The sequence below is a fragment of the Pseudomonas sp. W15Feb9B genome (genome assembly GCF_000828175.1).
Lineage (GTDB): Bacteria > Pseudomonadota > Gammaproteobacteria > Pseudomonadales > Pseudomonadaceae > Aquipseudomonas > Aquipseudomonas parakoreensis.
This window is the reverse complement of the sequence record NZ_JTKF01000029.1, coordinates 222,775-240,899: the sequence shown is the minus strand read 5'-3', so window position 1 is coordinate 240,899 and position 18,125 is coordinate 222,775. Positions and strand designations below refer to the sequence as shown.

Sequence of the window (18,125 nt, the reverse complement as noted above, 5' to 3'; positions counted from 1 at the left end):
TGGGCCAAACCCCGTCCGGCGGTGACGCCGCAGGAACTTCGCTTTAAACTGCCACTCCCTTTTCCATCGCCCTCTTCTTTATTAGCCACGAGTGGATTCCATGACTACCACGCCTAAACCTTTGGTCCTGATGATTCTCGACGGCTTCGGTCACAGTGACAGCCACGAATCCAATGCCGTGTATGCGGCGAAGAAGCCAGTGCTCGATCGCCTGTGGGCCACGGTGCCGAACGGCCTGATCTCGGGCAGCGGCATGGACGTTGGTCTGCCGGACGGCCAGATGGGCAACTCTGAAGTCGGCCACATGAACCTCGGCGCCGGGCGCGTGGTGTATCAGGACTTCACGCGCGTGACCAAAGCGATCCGCGACGGTGAGTTTTTCGAGAACCCGACCATCTGCGCCGCTGTGGATAAAGCCGTGGCCGCCGGCAACGCCGTGCATTTCATGGGCCTGCTGTCCGATGGCGGCGTGCACAGCCACCAGGATCACTTGATCGCCATGGCCGAGCTGGCATTCAAGCGCGGCGCCGAAAAAATCTACCTGCACGCCTTTCTTGATGGCCGCGACACGCCGCCAAAGAGCGCCGCTTCGTCGATCGAACTGCTCGATGCGACGTTCCAGGCGCTCGGCAAGGGCCGCATCGCCAGCCTCATCGGTCGCTACTACGCGATGGACCGTGACAACCGTTGGGACCGTGTATCACAGGCCTACAACTTGATCGTCGACGGTAACGCCGAATTCAACGCCGCCACTGCTCAGGAAGGCCTCGACGCTGCCTACGCCCGTGGCGAAAGCGACGAATTCGTCAAAGCCACCACCATCGGCGAGCCGGTCAAGGTTGAAGACGGCGACGCCGTGGTGTTCATGAACTTCCGCGCCGACCGCGCCCGCGAGCTGAGCCGCGTGTTCGTCGAAGACGATTTCAAGGAATTCGAGCGCGCGCGCCAGCCAAAAGTGCAGTACGTCGGCTTGACCCAATACGCCGCCAGCATCCCGGCCCCGGCCGCCTTCGCTCCGGGCAGCCTGGAAAATGTACTTGGCGACTACCTGGCAAAAAACGGCAAGACCCAGCTGCGCATCGCCGAAACCGAAAAATACGCACACGTCACTTTCTTCTTTTCCGGTGGCCGTGAAGAACCGTTCCCGGGCGAAGAGCGCATTCTGATCCCGTCGCCGAAAGTCGCCACCTACGACCTGCAGCCGGAAATGAGTGCACCGGAAGTGACTGACCGCATCGTCGACGCCATCGAACACCAGCGTTACGACGTGATCGTGGTCAACTACGCCAACGGCGACATGGTCGGCCACAGCGGCGTGTTCGACGCAGCAGTGAAGGCCGTGGAATGCCTGGACACCTGCGTCGGGCGCATCGTCGAGGCGCTGGAAAAAGTCGGCGGCGAAGCGCTGATCACCGCTGACCACGGCAACGTCGAAAAAATGGCCGATGAAGAAACCCACCAGGCGCACACCGCGCACACCACCGAGCCTGTGCCGTTCATTTATGTCGGCAAGCGTGACCTCAAGGTCCGTGACGGCGGCGTACTGGCGGACGTGGCTCCGACCATGCTGATGCTGCTGGGCCTGGAAAAACCGGCGGAGATGACGGGTACGTCGATTCTGGTGTAATTCGCCAGATCAAACACCGCCAAACCCTGTGGGAGCTGGCTTGCCAGCGATAGCAATCTGACAGCCAACAGCTATGTTGAATGTGTAGACGCCATCGCTGGCAAGCCAGCTCCCCAGTGGTTTATGGGGTTTTCGAAATGGAAATGGGCCTCTGCGCCGCTCCAGTTATCACACAAGCCCAATTGGGCGTTTTTTTTGCAGCCCCGGGCGGGCATACTAGGCCGTCCATTACCCTGGTGCCGCCCGCCTCTATGCTCCGCGTCCTGATCGCCCTCGCTCTGACCTGCCTGCTCCAACCGGCCTTCGCTGACGAGCGCGCGCAAACCCAACAGCAGTTGGATGCCACGCGTCAGGACATTGCCGAGCTGAAAAAGCTGCTGGGCAAGCTGCAGGAAGAAAAATCCGGTGTGCAGAAAGAGCTCAAGGGCACTGAAACCGAAATGGGCAAGCTCGAGAAGCAGGTCGATGCCCTGCAGAAAGAGCTGAAGAAGAGCGAATCCGAGCTGCAGCGACTCGATGCGGAGAAAAAAAAACTCCAGAGCGCGCGCACTGAACAGCAGCGACTGATCGCCATCCAGGCCCGCGCGGCCTATCAGAACGGCCGTCAGGAATACCTCAAGCTGCTGCTCAACCAGCAGAATCCCGAGAAATTCGCCCGCACCCTCACCTATTACGATTACCTGAGCCAGGCCCGCCTGGAGCAGTTGAAGAACTTCAACGAAACCCTGCGCCAACTGGCCAATGTCGAAAAAGACATCGCCACGCAGCAGGCGCAATTGCTGGTGCAGAAAAGCAGCCTCGACAGCCAGCGCGACGAGCTGGAAAAAGTCCGCAAGGAGCGCCAGCAAGTCCTCGCCAAACTCAACGATGACGTGAAAGCCCGCGACCAGAAACTGGCCGCCCGCGAGCAGGATCAGGCAGACCTGTCTAAAGTCCTTAAAACCATTGAAGAAACCCTGGCCCGTCAGGCCCGTGAGGCAGAAGAAGCGCGGCAGAAAGCGCTGATCGCCCAGCAGGAAGCGGAAAAAAAGCGTTTGCGTGAGGCGCAGGCTGACACCAGCGACGCCCCACGAAAACCAGTCAAGTCAACGCCAGGCGCGCTGGTATCCAGCAGCGGCGAGACCTTCGGTGGCCCTTTTGCTGCAACCCGGGGAAAACTTCCGTGGCCGGTTGATGGTCGATTGCTGGCACGCTTCGGCGAAAGCCGGGGCGACGATGCCCGCACCAAGTGGGATGGCGTGATGATCAGCGCCGCCGCCGGCAGCCAGGTGCATGCCGTACACGGCGGGCGCGTGGTGTTCGCCGACTGGTTGCGCGGTGCCGGGCTGCTGGTGATCCTCGATCACGGCAATGGTTATCTGAGTCTTTACGGTCACAACCAGACGCTGCTCAAGTCGGCCGGTGACGTGGTAAAAGCCGGTGAGTCGATCTCCACTGTGGGTAACAGTGGCGGTCAGGACACACCAGCGCTGTATTTCGCAATTCGTCAGCAGGGTCACCCGAGTGATCCGGCGCAATGGTGTCACGCGCAAGGATAAGCGCGTCGCCTAATTCAGGAGTTCGTTCGACATGCTGCATTTGTCCCGCCTTACCTCGCTGGCCCTGACGATCGCTCTGGTGATCGGCGCGCCTCTGGCGTTCGCCGCTCAACCGGCCCCGGCCGTCGCTCCGGCAGGCACTGCCGCGACCGCCAAGGCACCGTTGCCGCTGGAAGAGTTGCGCACCTTTGCCGAGGTAATGGACCGGATCAAGGCCGCCTATGTCGAGCCGGTGGACGACAAGACCCTGCTGGAAAACGCGATCAAGGGCATGCTCAGCAACCTCGATCCGCATTCCGCCTATCTCGGCCCTGAAGACTTCACCGAATTGCAGGAGAGCACCAGCGGCGAATTCGGCGGCCTGGGCATCGAAGTCGGCTCCGAAGACGGTTTCATCAAGGTCGTCTCGCCGATCGACGACACCCCGGCATCGAAGGCCGGCATTCAGGCCGGGGACTTCATCGTCAAGATCAACGGCCAGCCGACCCGCGGCCAGACCATGACCGAAGCCGTGGACAAGATGCGCGGCAAGATCGGCCAGAAAATCACCCTGACCCTGGTGCGCGATGGCGGTACGCCGTTCGACGTGACTCTGGCCCGCGCCGTGATTCAAGTGAAGAGCGTCAAGGCGCAACTGCTGGAGTCGGGCTACGGCTACATCCGCATCACTCAGTTCCAGGTCAAGACCGGCGAAGAGGTCTCCAAGGCCCTGGCCAAGTTGCGCAAGGACAACGGCAAGAAGCTCAACGGCATCATCCTCGACCTGCGCAACAACCCGGGCGGCGTGTTGCAGGCCGCCGTGGAAGTGGTCGACCACTTCATCAAGAAAGGCCTGATCGTTTACACCAAAGGCCGGATCGCCAACTCCGAACTGCGCTTCTCCGCCACCGGCAAGGATGAAAGCGAAGCCGTGCCAATGGTCGTATTGATCAACGGTGGCAGCGCCTCGGCCTCGGAAATTGTCGCCGGCGCCCTGCAGGATCAGAAACGCGCCGTGGTCATGGGCACCACCAGTTTCGGCAAAGGCTCGGTGCAGACCGTGCTGCCGCTGAACAACGACCGCGCACTGAAGATCACCACGGCGCTGTACTTCACGCCGAACGGTCGCTCGATCCAGGCCCAGGGCATCGTCCCGGACATCGAAGTGCGCAAGGCCAAGATCACCAACGAAGCCGACGGCGACTACTTCAAGGAAGCCGACCTGCAAGGTCACCTGGGCAACGGCAACGGCGGCGCGGACAAGCCGACCGGTTCCGGCGCCAAGGCCAAGGCCATGCCGCAGGATGACGATTACCAGTTGGCCCAGGCGCTGAGCCTGCTCAAAGGGCTGAGCATCACGTCCGGCCGTTGAGGATGTCGTTGCGTTTCTTCTTCGTCCTGCTGTGCTGTCTGGCGGGTGCTGCTCACGCAGAGCCTGCCAGAACCACCCCGCCAAAAGCCTACCTGACGCTGATCATCGACGACCTGGGGCAGAACCTGCCCCGGGATCGCCGCGTGCTGGCCCTGCCCGGCCCGGTGACCACAGCGATCATGCCCGACACGCCGCACGCTACCGAATTCGCCCGCGAAGCGCATCGCGCCGGCAAGATCGTGATTCTGCACATGCCGATGGACCCGGCCACCGGCCCGTACGCCTGGCATCCTGAACTACCGCTCGAGGAACTGCAAAAGCGCCTCGACGCCGCCTTCAAAATGGTCCCCTACACGGCGGGCATCAACAACCACATGGGCAGTCGCATGACCGCCCAGCCGGTGGCAATGGCGTGGCTGATGGGTGAGTTGCAACGTCGGCACAAATTCTTCGTCGACAGCCGCACCAGCGCCCAGACCGTCGCAGCGCAGCAGGCACAGAAGATCGATCTGGCGAGTGTCTCGCGGGATGTGTTCCTCGATGACGAGCGCACCGAAGCCGCCATCTTCACCCAACTGCAGACCGCCATCAGCCTGGCGCGCAAGCAGGGGTCAGCGGTGATGATCGGTCACCCGTATCCACAGACCCTGGCAGTCCTGGAACGTGAATTGCCGAAGCTCAAGGCACAAGGCATCGAGTGGATCGACATCAAGCAGATGATCAGCGTGCGCAGCAATCGCGCCACCGCCGCCCATGGCAAGGACGGCGTCTACCGTTGAACAGCCTCGCCCGCTATACATAATTACCGCCAAACGGCCCGCCCATGGCCGGATAGTGAGCCCTGCAACCGTGACGACTCTTCCCGAGTCGTCTTTCACTATCAGGGCTGATTATGAATACCGAAGACAAGGACGCAGGCGTCCCGCAACAGGCAAAACCGATCACGCTGGACAATCTGCTGATCAACTTCACGACTGATTTCCAGCGAATCTGGGACAGCAGCGGATCGAAAGCGGCACCCGGGAGCTTTTGGCGCCCGACGCCCTCTCCCGAGATGCTGCCGGGCTACTTTCCTTTAGGCGATGTCGTGGTGGGCAGCCACGACAACATCAACGCAAAACACGTCGTGGCCGTTGTCAGCGAGCGCGAGACCGACCCGACAAAAGCCAAAGCCCTCAGTGCGCCCCTCGACTTTGAACAAGTCTGGAAAGATACCGGCTCGGGCGCCAAAACCAACTGCACGGTCTGGCGACCGCTGCCCCCGGCCGGCTACGTTGCCTTGGGCCAGGTGTGCTCCAGCGGCGACGACAAGCCACTGCTCAGTAGCGTGCGCTGCGTCAGGGCCGACCTGGTGATCGCTTCAACGGTCGGCAATATGCTCTGGAGCGACAAGGGCAGCGGTGCACGGCAGAGTTTCAGTGCCTGGAGCGTCACACCGCCCAGCGCACCGCCGGGAGACATTCACTTCGCGCCGGGGACCTTCATTGCGGCAGACAGCTTCAACCGACCACAGGCCGATGTCAGTGTCTTTGCCCTGCGGATGCAGATCGCGCCGCTGATCAAATCATCGCCAGTGTTGCCGGCGCTCCGCGCAGCGGACGCTCCGCAAAGCAACGGAGCGGCCTCCCTCGCTCAAGTGGTGGAACTTCCGTGGTTCGTGGTCAAGGATGACCTGTCACCGCTCGAACAATTACGCACCACGCCCTTTTATCGCCTGGAAAGAACCGACCAGTATTATCTGGTCGGGAGCGGACACAACACGGGCGACAAGGCGCGGGCATTCAAGTGGACTGCGCAACGGTTGCAGAATCCGAAGGTGCTGCGCCTGTTCACTCAGGTTACCGCCATCAGTTTTGTGAGCGCCTGGGCAACGAAGGGCGACGTCCATCCGTCACTGCCATTCTCGGCGAGACTCGACAGCCAGTTCACGCACTGCGAAACCTCAACCAGCGGCTGGCTGACACCGTTCGTCAGCCACGTCCTCGCCATGGCCGGCAAAGGCAAATTCGTCGCGGCTTATCAGCAGGAGAGTTTCTACGAGCTGCTTCGTGCAGATGGCTCGCAAGCGGGGATCAACCTTGGTTACACCCAGTTCGAGAGCCTGGAACTGCTGCAGTATCCGCCGCAAGAATGCATCCACGACACAGCGGGCAAGGTGTTGCCGACGGCTACAGATAGCGCCCCATGATTTCGTCGACCACACCGTCCTTGCGCATCTGATCCAGCGCCGCCTGCAGCTTGGCGACCGTTGCATCCGACACGTCCTTGTTCAGCGCCAGGTACAACTCGGCGCTGTTGAAGCGCAATACGGTCTTGAGACCGGTGACCCCGTCCTGCCGCGCCAGGTAACGCCCGGCAGGATCACCGGTGGCCCACAGGTCGATCTGGCCGTTGACCAGTTTTTTCGCGTTGTCCTGATCGCGCAACACCACCATTGGCTTCAAGCCCTGCTTGGCCAGGGTCTCGGCAATTGCGTCGCCCTTGTAGGCACCGATCTTGTATTTGCGCGCATCGTTGAGGGTTTCGAGGGTGATCTTGCTGTCGGCCCGGGCCAACATGATCCAGTCGTCCGGACCGATCGGGCCGACCCATTTGAACAGGTTTTCGCGATCCGGCAGGCGCGCCATCACGAAAGCACCGTAACCGGGATTTTCCAGTGCCAGTTTGTAGACCCGCTCCCAGGGAAAGCGCAGCGTCAGGCTGTAAGTGAGCCCGGCGCGCTTGAACATTTCACGCACGATGTCGGCGGCAATGCCGTTGATGTTCTCGCCCTTGGCGAAATTCTTGCCGTCTTTCGCCATGTTGTAGGGCGGAAAGTTTTCGGTGAGGAGCACCAGATCGGTGTCGGGACTGTTTTCGGCCCGCGCCGTGTTGAGCAACAACACAGAAGCACTGGCGAGAACAAGAAGCAGGCGTTTGATCATGTCGGGCTACCGGAATCCATGGCGTGCCCAAGAGTGCCTTGGGTACGCCATGCTGTCCACTGGCCTGTACGGTTTAGCGCATCACAATGCCGCGTTTGGCCATGTACGCTTTCGCTTCCTGCACGGTGTATTCGCCGAAGTGGAAAATACTCGCCGCCAGTACCGCGCTGGCGTGGCCTTCAAGGATGCCGTCGGCCAGATGCTGCAGATTGCCGACGCCGCCGGAAGCGATCACCGGAATGCCCAGCGCATCGCTGATCGCGCGAGTCACGCCAAGGTCGAAGCCGTTTTTCATGCCGTCCTGATCCATGCTGGTCAGCAGGATCTCGCCGGCACCCAGGCCTTCCATCTTCTTCGCCCACTCGACTGCATCGAGACCGGTCGGCTTGCGCCCGCCGTGGGTGAAGATTTCCCAACGCGGGGTTTCACCCGGGCCGGAGACCTTCTTCGCGTCGATAGCGACGACGATGCATTGCGAGCCGAAATGCTGCGCCGCTTCACCGACGAATTCCGGGTTGAACACCGCTGCGGTATTGATCGAGACCTTGTCCGCACCGGCGTTGAGCAGGTTGCGGATGTCCTGCACGGTGCGCACGCCGCCGCCGACGGTCAGCGGAATGAACACCTGGCTGGCCATGCGCTCGACGGTATGCAGCGTGGTGTCGCGGCCATCGACGCTGGCGGTGATGTCGAGAAAGGTAATCTCGTCGGCACCCTGCTCGTCATAACGACGGGCGATTTCCACCGGGTCGCCGGCATCGCGGATGTTCTCGAACTTCACACCTTTGACGACCCGGCCGTTGTCCACGTCCAGGCAAGGGATGATGCGTTTGGCCAGCGCCATGGTCAGTCCTCAGCCTTGGTACGAATCGCAGAAAGCTTGCGCTTCGGCGACGTCGAGGGTGCCTTCGTAGATCGCCCGGCCAGTGATTGCGCCAATGATGCCCGGCGCCTTGGCGTCGAGCAGCGACTTGATGTCACCCAGATTGTGGATACCGCCGGAGGCAATTACCGGGATCTTCGTCGCAGCAGCCAGCGCAGCGGTGAACGGTACGTTGCAGCCCTGCATCATGCCGTCTTTGGCGATGTCGGTATAAACGATCGACGATACACCGTCAGCTTCGAACTGCCTGGCCAGGTCGATGACCTGCACGGTGCTGATTTCAGCCCAGCCATCGGTGGCGACGAAGCCGTCTTTGGCATCCAGACCGACGATGATCTTGCCCGGGAACGCACGGCAGGCTTCAGCGACGAACGCCGGATCCTTCACCGCTTTGGTGCCGATGATCACATAACTCACGCCCGCCTTGACGTAATGCTCGATGGTTTCCAGCGAACGGATACCGCCGCCGATCTGGATCGGCAGGTTCGGGTAGCGTTTGGCAATCGCGGTCACCACTTCGCCGTTGACCGGCTGACCTTCGAACGCGCCGTTCAGATCGACCAGATGCAGACGACGGCAACCGCCCTCCACCCACTTGGCAGCCATGCTCACCGGGTCATCGGAGAACACTGTGGAATCTTCCATGCGGCCCTGGCGCAGACGTACGCAGGCACCGTCTTTAAGATCGATAGCGGGAATAATCAGCATCTGGCAAACCTTCAAATTTGAATGTTCAGCTTGGCTCGGAAATCAGTTTTTCTCGAGCGCCCACAGGTCGCTTTCGATGCTTTCAAACCGCTCTTTGAGGTGGGTCTGCACATCGAAAATCGCCCTGTTGTAATAGTGCGGAGCAATTTCGCGGGTAAACAGCTCAAGAATTTCCGCCGCTTCGAACGAACCCAGGTCGAGTTCGAACCGATCCTCCATGAACCGCTGAATCTTGCGATTGGCCTCGCTCTCCTGTTCGGGAGTGAGGGTCAGGATCGGCGGCTTGGATTTCCTGGCAGCCATTTACCAGCGACCGTCCCACGCGGCGAAGTTCTGCAGCAATTGCAGGCCATGGGTATGGCTCTTCTCCGGGTGGAACTGCACAGCGAAACGCGAGCCATCGGCCAGCGCGGCAGCGAAATCGACCCCGTAATGACCGCTACCGACTACCTGCCGCGCATTGGCGGCAGCGATGTAGTAGCTGTGCACGAAGTAGAAACGCGCCCCGTCCGGAATGTCGTGCCACAGCGGGTGGCTGACCTTCTGCTGCACCTCGTTCCAGCCCATGTGCGGGACTTTCAGATGCTCGCCGTCTTCATGTAGGTCTTTGCCGAAGAACTTCACCGCGCCCGGGAACAGGCCGATGCAGTCGACGCCGTCGTTCTCTTCGCTGCTGTCGAGCAGAGCTTGCATGCCGACGCAGATGCCGAGGAACGGACGATCCTGGCTGACTTCACGCACCAGTGCGTCGAAACCGAGACGACGGATCTCCGCCATGCAATCGCGAATCGCACCAACGCCGGGGAACACCACGCGGTCGGCTTCGCGGATCACGTCGGCATCGCTGGTGATCAGCACTTTGCCGGCGCCGACGTGCTCGAGGGCCTTGGCCACCGAGTGCAGGTTGCCCATGCCGTAGTCGATAACTGCAACCGTCTGCATTACAGAACGCCTTTGGTCGATGGCATTTGCCCGGCCATGCGCTCATCCAGCTCGACGGCCATGCGCAGCGCGCGGCCGAAAGCCTTGAACACGGTTTCGATCTGGTGGTGGGTGTTGGTGCCACGCAGGTTGTCGATGTGCAGGCTGACCAAGGCGTGGTTGACGAAGCCCTGGAAGAATTCCTGGAACAGGTCGACGTCGAAGCCGCCCACGGTGGCGCGGGTGTACGGCACGTGCATCTGCAGGCCCGGGCGACCGGAGAAGTCGATCACCACGCGCGACAGCGCTTCATCGAGCGGCACGTAGGCGTGACCGTAGCGACGGATGCCTTTCTTGTCGCCGATGGCTTTGGCGAAGGCCTGGCCGAGGGTGATACCGACGTCTTCCACGGTATGGTGGTCGTCGATATGCAGATCGCCCTTGCATTCAATATCCAGGTCGATCAACCCGTGACGGGCGATCTGATCCAGCATGTGCTCAAGAAAAGGAACACCGATATCGAATCGGGCCTTTCCGGTGCCATCAAGGTTGATCGAGGCTTTGATCTGGGTTTCCAGAGTGTCGCGCTCGACAGACGCCTTACGTTCGGCCATCACCAGCTCCGCAAAATCATTGGGCGAAAAAGGCAGCCATTATAGGCACGCGGGGCCGAAACAGAAACACGCGACGTGATATGCCTGACGGACAGAAGCCCCGGCTGTCGCGGGTAGACATGTCCATACAAGCCATTACAGCCACCCCGAAAACAAATGTGGGAGCGAGCCTGCTCGCGAATGCGGTGAGTCAGCCAACACTTATGGCAACTGACAGTCCGTCTTCGCGAGCAGGCTCGCTCCCACAGGGGTACTGCGTTTTACCCATTACTTAGTGAAACAGTACCGCCGTCTTCTGCAGGGTCACCCACACACCCCACGCCAACGGAATGCCCACCACCAGCCACGCGGCAATTGCCAGCGGCTTGCTGCCCGGCGCGGCTTTCCACTCCAGCACAGTGCTTGCATCAGCACCTTTGTCGTGGCCCAGCGCCTGTTCGGCGGCCAGTTCGGCGTCGGTCATGAAGTACTTGTCGGCCACCGGACGCACCAGCAGGTTGCACAGGAAGCCCAGCACCAGCAGGCCGGCGAGGATGTACAGGGTGATGTCGTAAGCAGCCGCGCGTTCAACGCCGATGCTCAACTGATACTCACGCAGGTAGTTCACCAACACCGGACCGAGCACGCCGGCGGCGGCCCAGGCAGTCAGCAGGCGACCGTGGATCGCGCCGACCATTTGCGTACCGAACAGGTCGGCCAGATACGCCGGAACGGTCGCAAAACCACCGCCGTACATCGACAGGATGATACAGAACGCCGCCACGAACAGTGCAACGTTGCCCAGATGGCCCATGTTCGGGATCAACGCGTACAGGGCAAAACCGAGGGCGAAGAACACGAAGTAAGTGTTTTTGCGACCCAGGTAGTCCGAGAACGAGGCCCAGAAGAAACGGCCACCGATGTTGAACAGGCTCAGCAGACCGGTGAAGCCGGCAGCGATCGCGGCGATCGAAGCCAGTTGCCCGGCGTCCAGTTGACCGAACGGCACGTCAACGCCCAGCAGCTTGCCGCCGAACACTTCCTGCAGCAGGGGCGAGGCCATGCCGAGGATGCCGATACCGGCCGACACGTTCAGGCACAGCACCAGCCACACCAGACGGAACTGTGGGGTTTTCCACGCTACATTCACGTGGACGTGACGGTGAGTGATCATCGAGTTCGAGGCTTTTTTCGCCGGAGCGGTCCAGCCTTCAGGCTTCCACCCGGTTGGCGGCACGCGGTAGGCCAACGCGCCACCGATCATGAACACGAAGTAGATCGCGGCCATGGCCACGAAGCTCTGCCAGACGCCGACACCGGCAGGCGAAGCGAAGTGGCTCATCAGCGCAGTCGCCAACGGTGCACCCACCATCGCACCGCCGCCGAAGCCCATGATCGCCATGCCGGTCGCCATGCCGCGCTTGTCCGGGAACCACTTGATCAGGGTCGAGACCGGCGAGATATAGCCCAGGCCCAGACCGATACCACCGATCACGCCGGAGCCGATCCACATCAGCCAGATCTGGTGGGTATAAATCCCCAGTGCCGAGATCAGCAGACCGCCGCACCAGCACAATGCCGACACAACGCCAGCCTTGCGTGGCCCGGCGTGTTCCAGCCAGCCACCCCAGATCGCGGCCGAGCAGCCGAGGAAGATGAAGAACAAGGTGTAGATCCAGCCGAGCATGGAGATCGGCCAGTCGCATTGCGAAGAGAAGACCTGAGCCATGAAGCTCATGTCCGGCGCGCAAGCCACGGGCGCGGTGACACCCAATGCCTTGGACAGCGGCAGCCAGAACACCGAGAAACCGTAGGCCATGCCGATGCACAGGTGGATGGCCAGAGCGGCCGGTGGAACCAGCCAACGGTTGAAACCGGGCTTGGCGATAATGCGTTCCTTGGACAGGAACGCAGGCTGGTCGGCGCGAAGGCCGTCCGCCGTGATGCTCGTGCTCATTGTGTATCCCCCAATTATTAGTATGGTTCGCCAGCCACTGCTCACCCTCGGCCTTTATGCACGCCGGCATGACCGTTTTTTCGGGTGAAGCTCCTTGAAGGCGCGACGTTAAGTCGCAGAAGGACGGACGAACCGGCGAAGGTTACCATTTGCACGTGACAGAAAAACCAAACTGATATCACCTTTTTCATGTCATCTGATCTCCTCCCCCACAGGAAAAAGCCATGCCGATCGTTGTCCAAGCGCTGCACGATGCCAGTTACCAGGATCAACAGGATCTGCAGAAAATCTATCGGGACGCCCCGCAATGGCTGTTCGCACCGTATTCCGGGGACGCTCAACTGATCGAAAATAGCCTGGCTGACGGCTCTTTGATTGCAGGACGTTTCAATGATCGCCTGCTGGGCGCAGCACGCCTGACAAGGCACGACAGGATTTGGTACTTGTCACATTTGTGTGTACGAAAAGTCACCCGGCGCCGTGGGGTGGCTGAGCGATTGGTGAACCAAGCGCAGAAAATGGCGTCGCAAGCGGGTGCGCAACTGCGCCTGCTGGCACCGGCCGGACACCTTGAAACCCAGGCGCTGACCACCAAATTGCAAGTGCCGCTGGACGTCATCGCGACATGACAGCGCCCCGAACCGGGCGGATGCAGCGCTATACTCCCCGGCTAAATTACGAATTCGACTAACTACAAGGACTCGCCCATGAAAGCGTTCGGCAAAATCCTGGGTCTGGTACTTCTCGGGCTGTTGCTGATCATTGTGGCGGCGGGCTTCGCCCTGACCCACCTGTTTGATCCCAACGACTACAAAGACGAGATTCGCCAGATAGCCCGCGACAAGGCCCACATCGAGCTGACGCTCAATGGCGATATCGGTTGGAGCCTGTTCCCGTGGCTGGGCCTGGAACTGCATGAAGCCAGCATCGCCACCCTGATCAATCCGACCGAGCCGTACGCCGATCTGCAAATGCTTGGTCTGTCCGTGCGCGTGCTGCCATTGCTGCGCCGCGAAGTGCAAATGAGCGACGTGCGTGTCGAAGGCCTGAACCTGCGCCTGAAACGCGACAAGAACGGCCACGGCAACTGGGAAGACATCGGCAAGCTGCCGCCTCCTGCCGTGCCTGCCGGCAGCCCTGCGCCAGCCAGCCCGCCTGTCGCAGAGGCCACCGCCCAGCCGGAAAAACCGCCGCAGCCGATCCGCCTCGACATCGACAGCCTGACCGTCAACAACGCCCGGGTTGAATACAACGATGAGCAGACCGGCAAACAGTACAGCGCCGAAAGCATCCAACTGAGCACCGGTGCGGTACACGACTCGACCAACATTCCGCTGAAAGCCACGGCGTTCCTCAGCACCAATCAGCCTGTGCTGCGCGTGCGTACCGAACTCAATGGCGAGCTGCGCATCGAGCGTGCATTGCAACGCTACAAGTTCGAAGACATGAAGTTGTCCGGCGAGCTGACTGGCGATCCACTGCAGGGCAAGGCCATGACCTTCTCCGCCCAAGGGCAGATCTTGCTGGACAAGGCAGCGAACGTCGCCGAATGGACCGGGATCAAGATATCTGCCAACCAGTTGCGCGCCTTGGGTGAGCTGAAAGCCAACGACCTCGACAAGACTCCGCAGATCACTGGCGGCATCTCCATCGCCCAGTTCGATCTGGCCAAGTTCGTCGACAGCATCGGCCAGACACTGCCAGCGATGGCGCCTGGCAGCCTGAGCAAGGTCGAGCTGGTCAGCCGCGTGGCAGCCACGCCCAGCAGCGTTGCCTTCGACAATATCAACCTGAAACTCGACGACAGCAGCTTCAGCGGGCGCATTGCCGTGGAAGACTTCGCCAAGCAGTCGCTGCGGGCGATCCTCAAGGCTGACACGTTCGACGTCGACCGCTACCTGCCGCCGAAATCGGAAAAAGCCAAAAACGCCACGCAAGTGCGTCAGGCCGAAGTCGCCAGCACCGAAGCCGATGCCATGGCCGGCGCCGGCAGCACACCGTTGCCGGACAAACCAAGCAAAAGCGCCTGGAGCACCGAGCGCCTGCTACCGGTCGAGCGCCTGGCCAAACTCGACGTTGATGCCGATCTGAGCTTCGGCCAACTGACCCTCGATAAACTGCCGATCCAGAACGCCGCGCTCAAAGCCACCGGCCAGGGCGGCCTGCTGACTCTGGAAAACCTGCGCGGCGGGCTGTACAACGGCGACTTCGAAGCCAAGGGCACCCTCGATGTGCGCCCGAGCGCGCCAGTGTTGAATCTGCAAACCCGGATCAACCGCGTGCCGGTGGAGAAAATCCTCGAAAGCCAGGGCAAGAACCCGCCAGTCAAAGGCCTGGTCACACTGACCAGCAGTCTCACCGGCAGCGGCAACAGCCAGCAGGCGCTGATCGAAACCCTCAATGGCAACGCCAGTTTCGTGATCAACAACGGCGTGCTGCTCAACGCCAACCTTGAACAGCAACTGTGCAAAGGCATCGCCACGCTTAACCGCAAAACCCTCAGCGGCGAGCCACGGGGCAAGGACACGCCGTTCCAGGAACTCAAGGGCAACCTGACCTTGCGCAACGGCGTGGCCAGCAACCCGGACCTGAAGGTGCGCATCCCCGGCATGACTGTCAACGGCGACGGCGACATCGACCTGCGGGTGCTGGGCATGGATTACCGCGTCGGCATCATCGTCGAAGGCGACACCAGCGCGATGCCGGACCCGGCCTGTCAGGTCGGCGAGAAGTTCGTCGGCATCGAGTGGCCGCTGCGCTGCCGTGGTCCGCTGGAGCTGGGCGCCAAGGCCTGCCGTGTGGATAACGAACGCCTCGGCCAGGTCGCGACCAAAATCGCCGGTGACAAACTCAGCGAGAAGATCGATGAAAAACTCGGCGAAAAGGTCAGCCCGGAATTGAAAAACGCATTGAAGGGGCTGTTCAAGCGATGAGAGCGGAGCAGTTTTCCACGGCGGTGCTGGAATGGTTCGACCGCCACGGCCGCCACGATTTGCCTTGGCAGCAGGACATCAACCCGTATCGGGTATGGGTGTCGGAGATCATGTTGCAGCAGACCCAGGTCAGCACCGTGCTCAATTACTTCGACCGCTTCATGACCGCGCTGCCGACGGTACAAGCATTGGCCGAAGCGCCGGAGGACGAAGTGCTGCATCTGTGGACGGGGCTGGGTTACTACACCCGCGCGCGCAATCTGCAGAAGACCGCAAAGATCGTCGTCAGCCAGTACGGCGGCGAATTTCCGCGGGACGTTGAAAAGCTCACCGACCTGCCGGGTATCGGCCTGTCCACCGCCGGGGCCATTGCCAGCATCAGCATGGGCCTGCGCGCGCCGATCCTCGATGGCAACGTTAAACGCGTTCTGGCGCGTTTTACTGCGCAAGAGGGTTACCCGGGTGAACCGAAGGTCGCCAAACAGCTGTGGGCCAACGCAGAGCGTTTCACGCCGCATGATCGGGTCAATGCCTATACCCAGGCGATGATGGATCTCGGCGCCACGTTATGCACGCGCAGCAAACCGAGCTGCCTGCTGTGTCCACTGGAAAAGGGCTGCGAGGCGCACATGCTCGGCCTGGAAACACGCTACCCGATCCCCAAACCGCGCAAAGCGATCCCGCAAAAACGTACGCTGATGCCGATGCTCGCCAATGGCGACGGCGCGATTCTGCTTTATCGCCGTCCCTCCAGCGGTCTGTGGGGCGGTTTGTGGAGCTTGCCGGAACTCGAAGATCTCGACGACCTGCAACATCTGGCCGACCAGCACTCGCTGACCATGGGTGAGCAGCAGGCACTGCCAAGCCTCGTTCACACCTTCAGTCACTTCCAGCTGTCCATCGAACCCTGGCTGGTTCAGGTACAGGAGGCCACCCATCACGTGGCCGAGGCCGACTGGCTCTGGTATAACCTCGCCACCCCGCCGCGCCTGGGCCTTGCCGCCCCGGTCAAAACCTTGCTCGAGCGCGCGGCCGCCGTATTGAACGCAGGAGAGTCGTCATGACCCGCACCATCATGTGCCGCAAGTACAAAGAAGAATTGCCCGCGCTGGAACGCGCTCCTTTCCCGGGCGCCAAAGGTCAGGACATTTTTGACCACGTCTCGGCCAAGGCCTGGGCTGACTGGCAGAAACACCAGACCCTGCTGATCAACGAAAAGCGCCTGAACATGATGAATGCCGAAGACCGCAAATATCTTCAGGGCGAAATGGACAAGTACTTCTCCGGCGAGGAATACGCCAAGGCCGAAGGCTACGTTCCGCCTGCAGAGTAAACCTGCAAAATCAGGGGTCGGATCGTAAGCGACGGAATTAATTTAAGAAATTTTAAAAAAGTCGTTGACGTAAATCCGAAAAACCCTTTTAATGCGCCCCGTTGCCCAGATAGCTCAGTCGGTAGAGCAGGGGATTGAAAATCCCCGTGTCGGCGGTTCGATTCCGTCTCTGGGCACCAAATACCGAAAACCCTGAATCGCAAGATTCAGGGTTTTTTTATGCCTGCGATTTGATGGCGGCTCACTCCAGCCTTTTTACAGGGCTGCGCAAATGCGCGACGGGTTTCGAACAAAGGCGATCCGCGCTACTTTGGCCGCACCTTATGGAAGAGGGTCATCCGCTCGATGAACCAGAAAAGAACCCGCGTGCCCCTGCCCCATCCGCCACCCTATCGCCAGAGCCGGATTGCATTCTGGCTGATGATAGTGGTCGGCATACTGATCGCCCTCCTCATCGCCGCGTCGACTTATCTGATCATCCACAGTTTGATGAGCGGCTCCATCGCCACCTGGAACCGATCCGGCCCACGCCACACCTACACCCTGGCGCAGCAACCCCGAATGTTCTGGTTCGAGATCGTGTCGCAGTGCGTCGGCACTCTGTTCCTGATAGCCGTCGGCTGGATTGGATTGTGGATTCACCGAATGGCGCGCGAGCCCGGTGACAAGCAAAAGGCCAAGCGCACGCGGCAGTGACACTTTCAGAAAATGCCAGAGCGGTCCAACACATCAGGCGCGGGACTGCACCGCGCCTGATGTGTTGCCAGTGCATCATCCATTAACCACTTCAACTCCAGTGAAACACCAGATTGCGCGCCGTGCCGCTGCCAACGTCAGTCACGTCGCGCCGCTCCTGGCCATTGAGCGTGGCCCGCACAATGTATTTGCCTGGCGGCAACTGCACATACACCAACGGCCCTGCCTGATTGAGGGTCAGCACGGTTTGTCCCGAGGCTTTTTCAATTGTCACGTCGACGTTGGCGGCGTACTCGTTTTGCATGCCGACCGAGTAGGTCATATGGAGGTTGTAGCCGGGGGTTTGCTGAATGGCTTTTGACTCGTCCAGGCCGATCCCGCCGGACAGATAATTGATGCCGTTTTGCTGTTGTTGCTGGACTTGCACACCGGCACTGTCGATCGGGTCGAGATTGGCCGCCTGCAACATCGCCGGAAAAGTCAATGCAGCCATCGCCGCGATGGGCAGCAGGAATGAAAGAACACGTTTCATGATGACAACTCCCGGGCTCTTATAGAGCCCTACCGTTACTCCTTATTTGATCCGGCCAGGGAAGCACGTGTTTTAGAATGATTGGCACTTGGCCAGGGTGCGAAAGGGACTAATTCGAGACGCACCGCG

General features: G+C 60.7%; 18 protein-coding genes and 1 tRNA gene. 11 read left to right on the top strand and 8 right to left on the bottom strand.

Features of this window, described 5'->3' with window-relative positions; translation table 11 throughout:
* The first annotated feature begins 100 nt into the window (after nucleotides 1–100).
* The 5 genes from gpmI to OC71_RS16490 all read left to right on the top strand — a co-directional run bounded on the left by gpmI (nucleotide 101) and on the right by OC71_RS16490 (nucleotide 6,704).
* Nucleotides 101–1,627: a 2,3-bisphosphoglycerate-independent phosphoglycerate mutase gene (gpmI, locus tag OC71_RS16510; protein ID WP_041071415.1), complete on the top strand. Its 1,527-nt coding sequence runs from the start codon at nucleotides 101–103 to the stop codon at nucleotides 1,625–1,627.
* A gap of 251 nt (nucleotides 1,628–1,878) precedes the next feature.
* The gene (locus tag OC71_RS16505) at nucleotides 1,879–3,165 is read left to right on the top strand and encodes a murein hydrolase activator EnvC (protein ID WP_041071412.1); all 1,287 of its coding nucleotides are present in this window, start codon (nucleotides 1,879–1,881) and stop codon (nucleotides 3,163–3,165) included.
* A gap of 31 nt (nucleotides 3,166–3,196) precedes the next feature.
* Nucleotides 3,197–4,516 (top strand): S41 family peptidase, encoded by a 1,320-nt coding sequence (locus tag OC71_RS16500; RefSeq protein ID WP_041071409.1) that lies wholly within the window; start codon nucleotides 3,197–3,199, stop codon nucleotides 4,514–4,516.
* A gap of 2 nt (nucleotides 4,517–4,518) precedes the next feature.
* Nucleotides 4,519–5,295, top strand: a complete 777-nt coding sequence (locus OC71_RS16495) for a divergent polysaccharide deacetylase family protein (protein WP_041071406.1) — start codon at nucleotides 4,519–4,521, stop codon at nucleotides 5,293–5,295.
* A 113-nt stretch (nucleotides 5,296–5,408) separates the two neighbouring features.
* On the top strand, nucleotides 5,409–6,704 hold the full coding sequence (locus OC71_RS16490; protein ID WP_041071403.1) for a Vps62-related protein: 1,296 nt from the start codon (nucleotides 5,409–5,411) through the stop codon (nucleotides 6,702–6,704).
* On the opposite strand, the gene OC71_RS16485 is transcribed toward OC71_RS16490, so the two are convergent.
* From OC71_RS16485 to OC71_RS16455, 7 genes are all read right to left on the bottom strand, one after another.
* Nucleotides 6,685–7,440 (bottom strand): ABC transporter substrate-binding protein, encoded by a 756-nt coding sequence (locus tag OC71_RS16485; protein WP_041071400.1) that lies wholly within the window; start codon nucleotides 7,438–7,440, stop codon nucleotides 6,685–6,687. The two genes, OC71_RS16490 and OC71_RS16485, sit on opposite strands and share 20 nt — an antisense overlap.
* Nucleotides 7,441–7,513: 73 nt before the next feature.
* Nucleotides 7,514–8,284 (bottom strand): imidazole glycerol phosphate synthase subunit HisF, encoded by a 771-nt coding sequence (hisF, locus tag OC71_RS16480; protein WP_007909211.1) that lies wholly within the window; start codon nucleotides 8,282–8,284, stop codon nucleotides 7,514–7,516.
* A 9-nt stretch (nucleotides 8,285–8,293) separates the two neighbouring features.
* Entirely contained in the window at nucleotides 8,294–9,031 is a 738-nt protein-coding gene (hisA, locus tag OC71_RS16475) for a 1-(5-phosphoribosyl)-5-[(5-phosphoribosylamino)methylideneamino]imidazole-4-carboxamide isomerase (RefSeq protein ID WP_041071396.1), read from the bottom strand.
* Between the two features lie 42 nt (nucleotides 9,032–9,073).
* Complete coding sequence (locus OC71_RS16470) at nucleotides 9,074–9,334, bottom strand: DUF2164 domain-containing protein (RefSeq protein WP_041071393.1); 261 nt, start codon at nucleotides 9,332–9,334, stop codon at nucleotides 9,074–9,076.
* Nucleotides 9,335–9,973 (bottom strand): imidazole glycerol phosphate synthase subunit HisH, encoded by a 639-nt coding sequence (gene hisH / locus OC71_RS16465; RefSeq protein ID WP_041071390.1) that lies wholly within the window; start codon nucleotides 9,971–9,973, stop codon nucleotides 9,335–9,337.
* Nucleotides 9,973–10,566: an imidazoleglycerol-phosphate dehydratase HisB gene (gene hisB / locus OC71_RS16460; RefSeq protein ID WP_007909204.1), complete on the bottom strand. Its 594-nt coding sequence runs from the start codon at nucleotides 10,564–10,566 to the stop codon at nucleotides 9,973–9,975. Before hisB ends, hisH begins: the two co-directional genes overlap by 1 nt.
* A gap of 271 nt (nucleotides 10,567–10,837) precedes the next feature.
* A complete protein-coding gene (locus tag OC71_RS16455; protein WP_041071385.1) occupies nucleotides 10,838–12,502 on the bottom strand; it encodes an OFA family MFS transporter in 1,665 nt (554 codons plus the stop codon).
* Between the two features lie 224 nt (nucleotides 12,503–12,726).
* Here OC71_RS16455 and OC71_RS16450 point away from each other — a divergent pair, with 224 nt between their 5' ends.
* The 6 genes from OC71_RS16450 (at nucleotide 12,727) to OC71_RS16425 (ending at nucleotide 17,464) form a co-directional block, all read left to right on the top strand.
* Nucleotides 12,727–13,131: an acetyl-CoA sensor PanZ family protein gene (locus OC71_RS16450; RefSeq protein WP_041071382.1), complete on the top strand. Its 405-nt coding sequence runs from the start codon at nucleotides 12,727–12,729 to the stop codon at nucleotides 13,129–13,131.
* 78 nt (nucleotides 13,132–13,209) lie between these two features.
* A complete protein-coding gene (locus tag OC71_RS16445; RefSeq protein ID WP_041071379.1) occupies nucleotides 13,210–15,435 on the top strand; it encodes an AsmA family protein in 2,226 nt (741 codons plus the stop codon).
* Entirely contained in the window at nucleotides 15,432–16,499 is a 1,068-nt protein-coding gene (gene mutY / locus OC71_RS16440) for an A/G-specific adenine glycosylase (RefSeq protein ID WP_041071376.1), read from the top strand. The genes OC71_RS16445 and mutY overlap by 4 nt, the downstream gene beginning before the upstream one ends.
* Nucleotides 16,496–16,768 (top strand): oxidative damage protection protein, encoded by a 273-nt coding sequence (locus tag OC71_RS16435; protein ID WP_008024947.1) that lies wholly within the window; start codon nucleotides 16,496–16,498, stop codon nucleotides 16,766–16,768. Before mutY ends, OC71_RS16435 begins: the two co-directional genes overlap by 4 nt.
* A 103-nt stretch (nucleotides 16,769–16,871) precedes the next feature.
* Nucleotides 16,872–16,947, top strand: a tRNA-Phe gene (locus OC71_RS16430).
* A gap of 166 nt (nucleotides 16,948–17,113) precedes the next feature.
* The gene (locus tag OC71_RS16425; RefSeq protein ID WP_041071369.1) at nucleotides 17,114–17,464 is read left to right on the top strand and encodes a hypothetical protein; all 351 of its coding nucleotides are present in this window, start codon (nucleotides 17,114–17,116) and stop codon (nucleotides 17,462–17,464) included.
* Nucleotides 17,465–17,555: 91 nt separating this feature from the next.
* Here the strand turns inward: OC71_RS16425 and OC71_RS16420 are convergent, their stop codons facing one another.
* Nucleotides 17,556–17,996 carry a hypothetical protein gene (locus OC71_RS16420; RefSeq protein WP_041071366.1) on the bottom strand — a complete coding sequence of 147 codons (441 nt, stop codon included), beginning with the start codon at nucleotides 17,994–17,996 and terminating at the stop codon, nucleotides 17,556–17,558.
* Nucleotides 17,997–18,125: the final 129 nt, after the last annotated feature.

Bases quoted from the DNA above. Each gene is read 5' to 3' on its own strand.
- OC71_RS16420 (WP_041071366.1), bottom strand. From the start codon at position 17,996: ATGAAACGTGTTCTTTCATTCCTGCTGCCCATCGCGGCGATGGCTGCA.
- hisB (WP_007909204.1), bottom strand. From the start codon at position 10,566: ATGGCCGAACGTAAGGCGTCTGTCGAGCGCGACACTCTGGAAACCCAG.
- OC71_RS16450 (WP_041071382.1), top strand. From the start codon at position 12,727: ATGCCGATCGTTGTCCAAGCGCTGCACGATGCCAGTTACCAGGATCAA.
- OC71_RS16500 (WP_041071409.1), top strand. From the start codon at position 3,197: ATGCTGCATTTGTCCCGCCTTACCTCGCTGGCCCTGACGATCGCTCTG.
- OC71_RS16425 (WP_041071369.1), top strand. From the start codon at position 17,114: ATGAACCAGAAAAGAACCCGCGTGCCCCTGCCCCATCCGCCACCCTAT.
- gpmI (WP_041071415.1), top strand. From the start codon at position 101: ATGACTACCACGCCTAAACCTTTGGTCCTGATGATTCTCGACGGCTTC.
- OC71_RS16445 (WP_041071379.1), top strand. From the start codon at position 13,210: ATGAAAGCGTTCGGCAAAATCCTGGGTCTGGTACTTCTCGGGCTGTTG.
- OC71_RS16505 (WP_041071412.1), top strand. From the start codon at position 1,879: ATGCTCCGCGTCCTGATCGCCCTCGCTCTGACCTGCCTGCTCCAACCG.
- OC71_RS16495 (WP_041071406.1), top strand. From the start codon at position 4,519: ATGTCGTTGCGTTTCTTCTTCGTCCTGCTGTGCTGTCTGGCGGGTGCT.
- OC71_RS16435 (WP_008024947.1), top strand. From the start codon at position 16,496: ATGACCCGCACCATCATGTGCCGCAAGTACAAAGAAGAATTGCCCGCG.
- OC71_RS16455 (WP_041071385.1), bottom strand. From the start codon at position 12,502: ATGAGCACGAGCATCACGGCGGACGGCCTTCGCGCCGACCAGCCTGCG.
- OC71_RS16470 (WP_041071393.1), bottom strand. From the start codon at position 9,334: ATGGCTGCCAGGAAATCCAAGCCGCCGATCCTGACCCTCACTCCCGAA.
- hisH (WP_041071390.1), bottom strand. From the start codon at position 9,973: ATGCAGACGGTTGCAGTTATCGACTACGGCATGGGCAACCTGCACTCG.
- hisF (WP_007909211.1), bottom strand. From the start codon at position 8,284: ATGGCGCTGGCCAAACGCATCATCCCTTGCCTGGACGTGGACAACGGC.
- hisA (WP_041071396.1), bottom strand. From the start codon at position 9,031: ATGCTGATTATTCCCGCTATCGATCTTAAAGACGGTGCCTGCGTACGT.
- OC71_RS16485 (WP_041071400.1), bottom strand. From the start codon at position 7,440: ATGATCAAACGCCTGCTTCTTGTTCTCGCCAGTGCTTCTGTGTTGTTG.
- mutY (WP_041071376.1), top strand. From the start codon at position 15,432: ATGAGAGCGGAGCAGTTTTCCACGGCGGTGCTGGAATGGTTCGACCGC.
- OC71_RS16490 (WP_041071403.1), top strand. From the start codon at position 5,409: ATGAATACCGAAGACAAGGACGCAGGCGTCCCGCAACAGGCAAAACCG.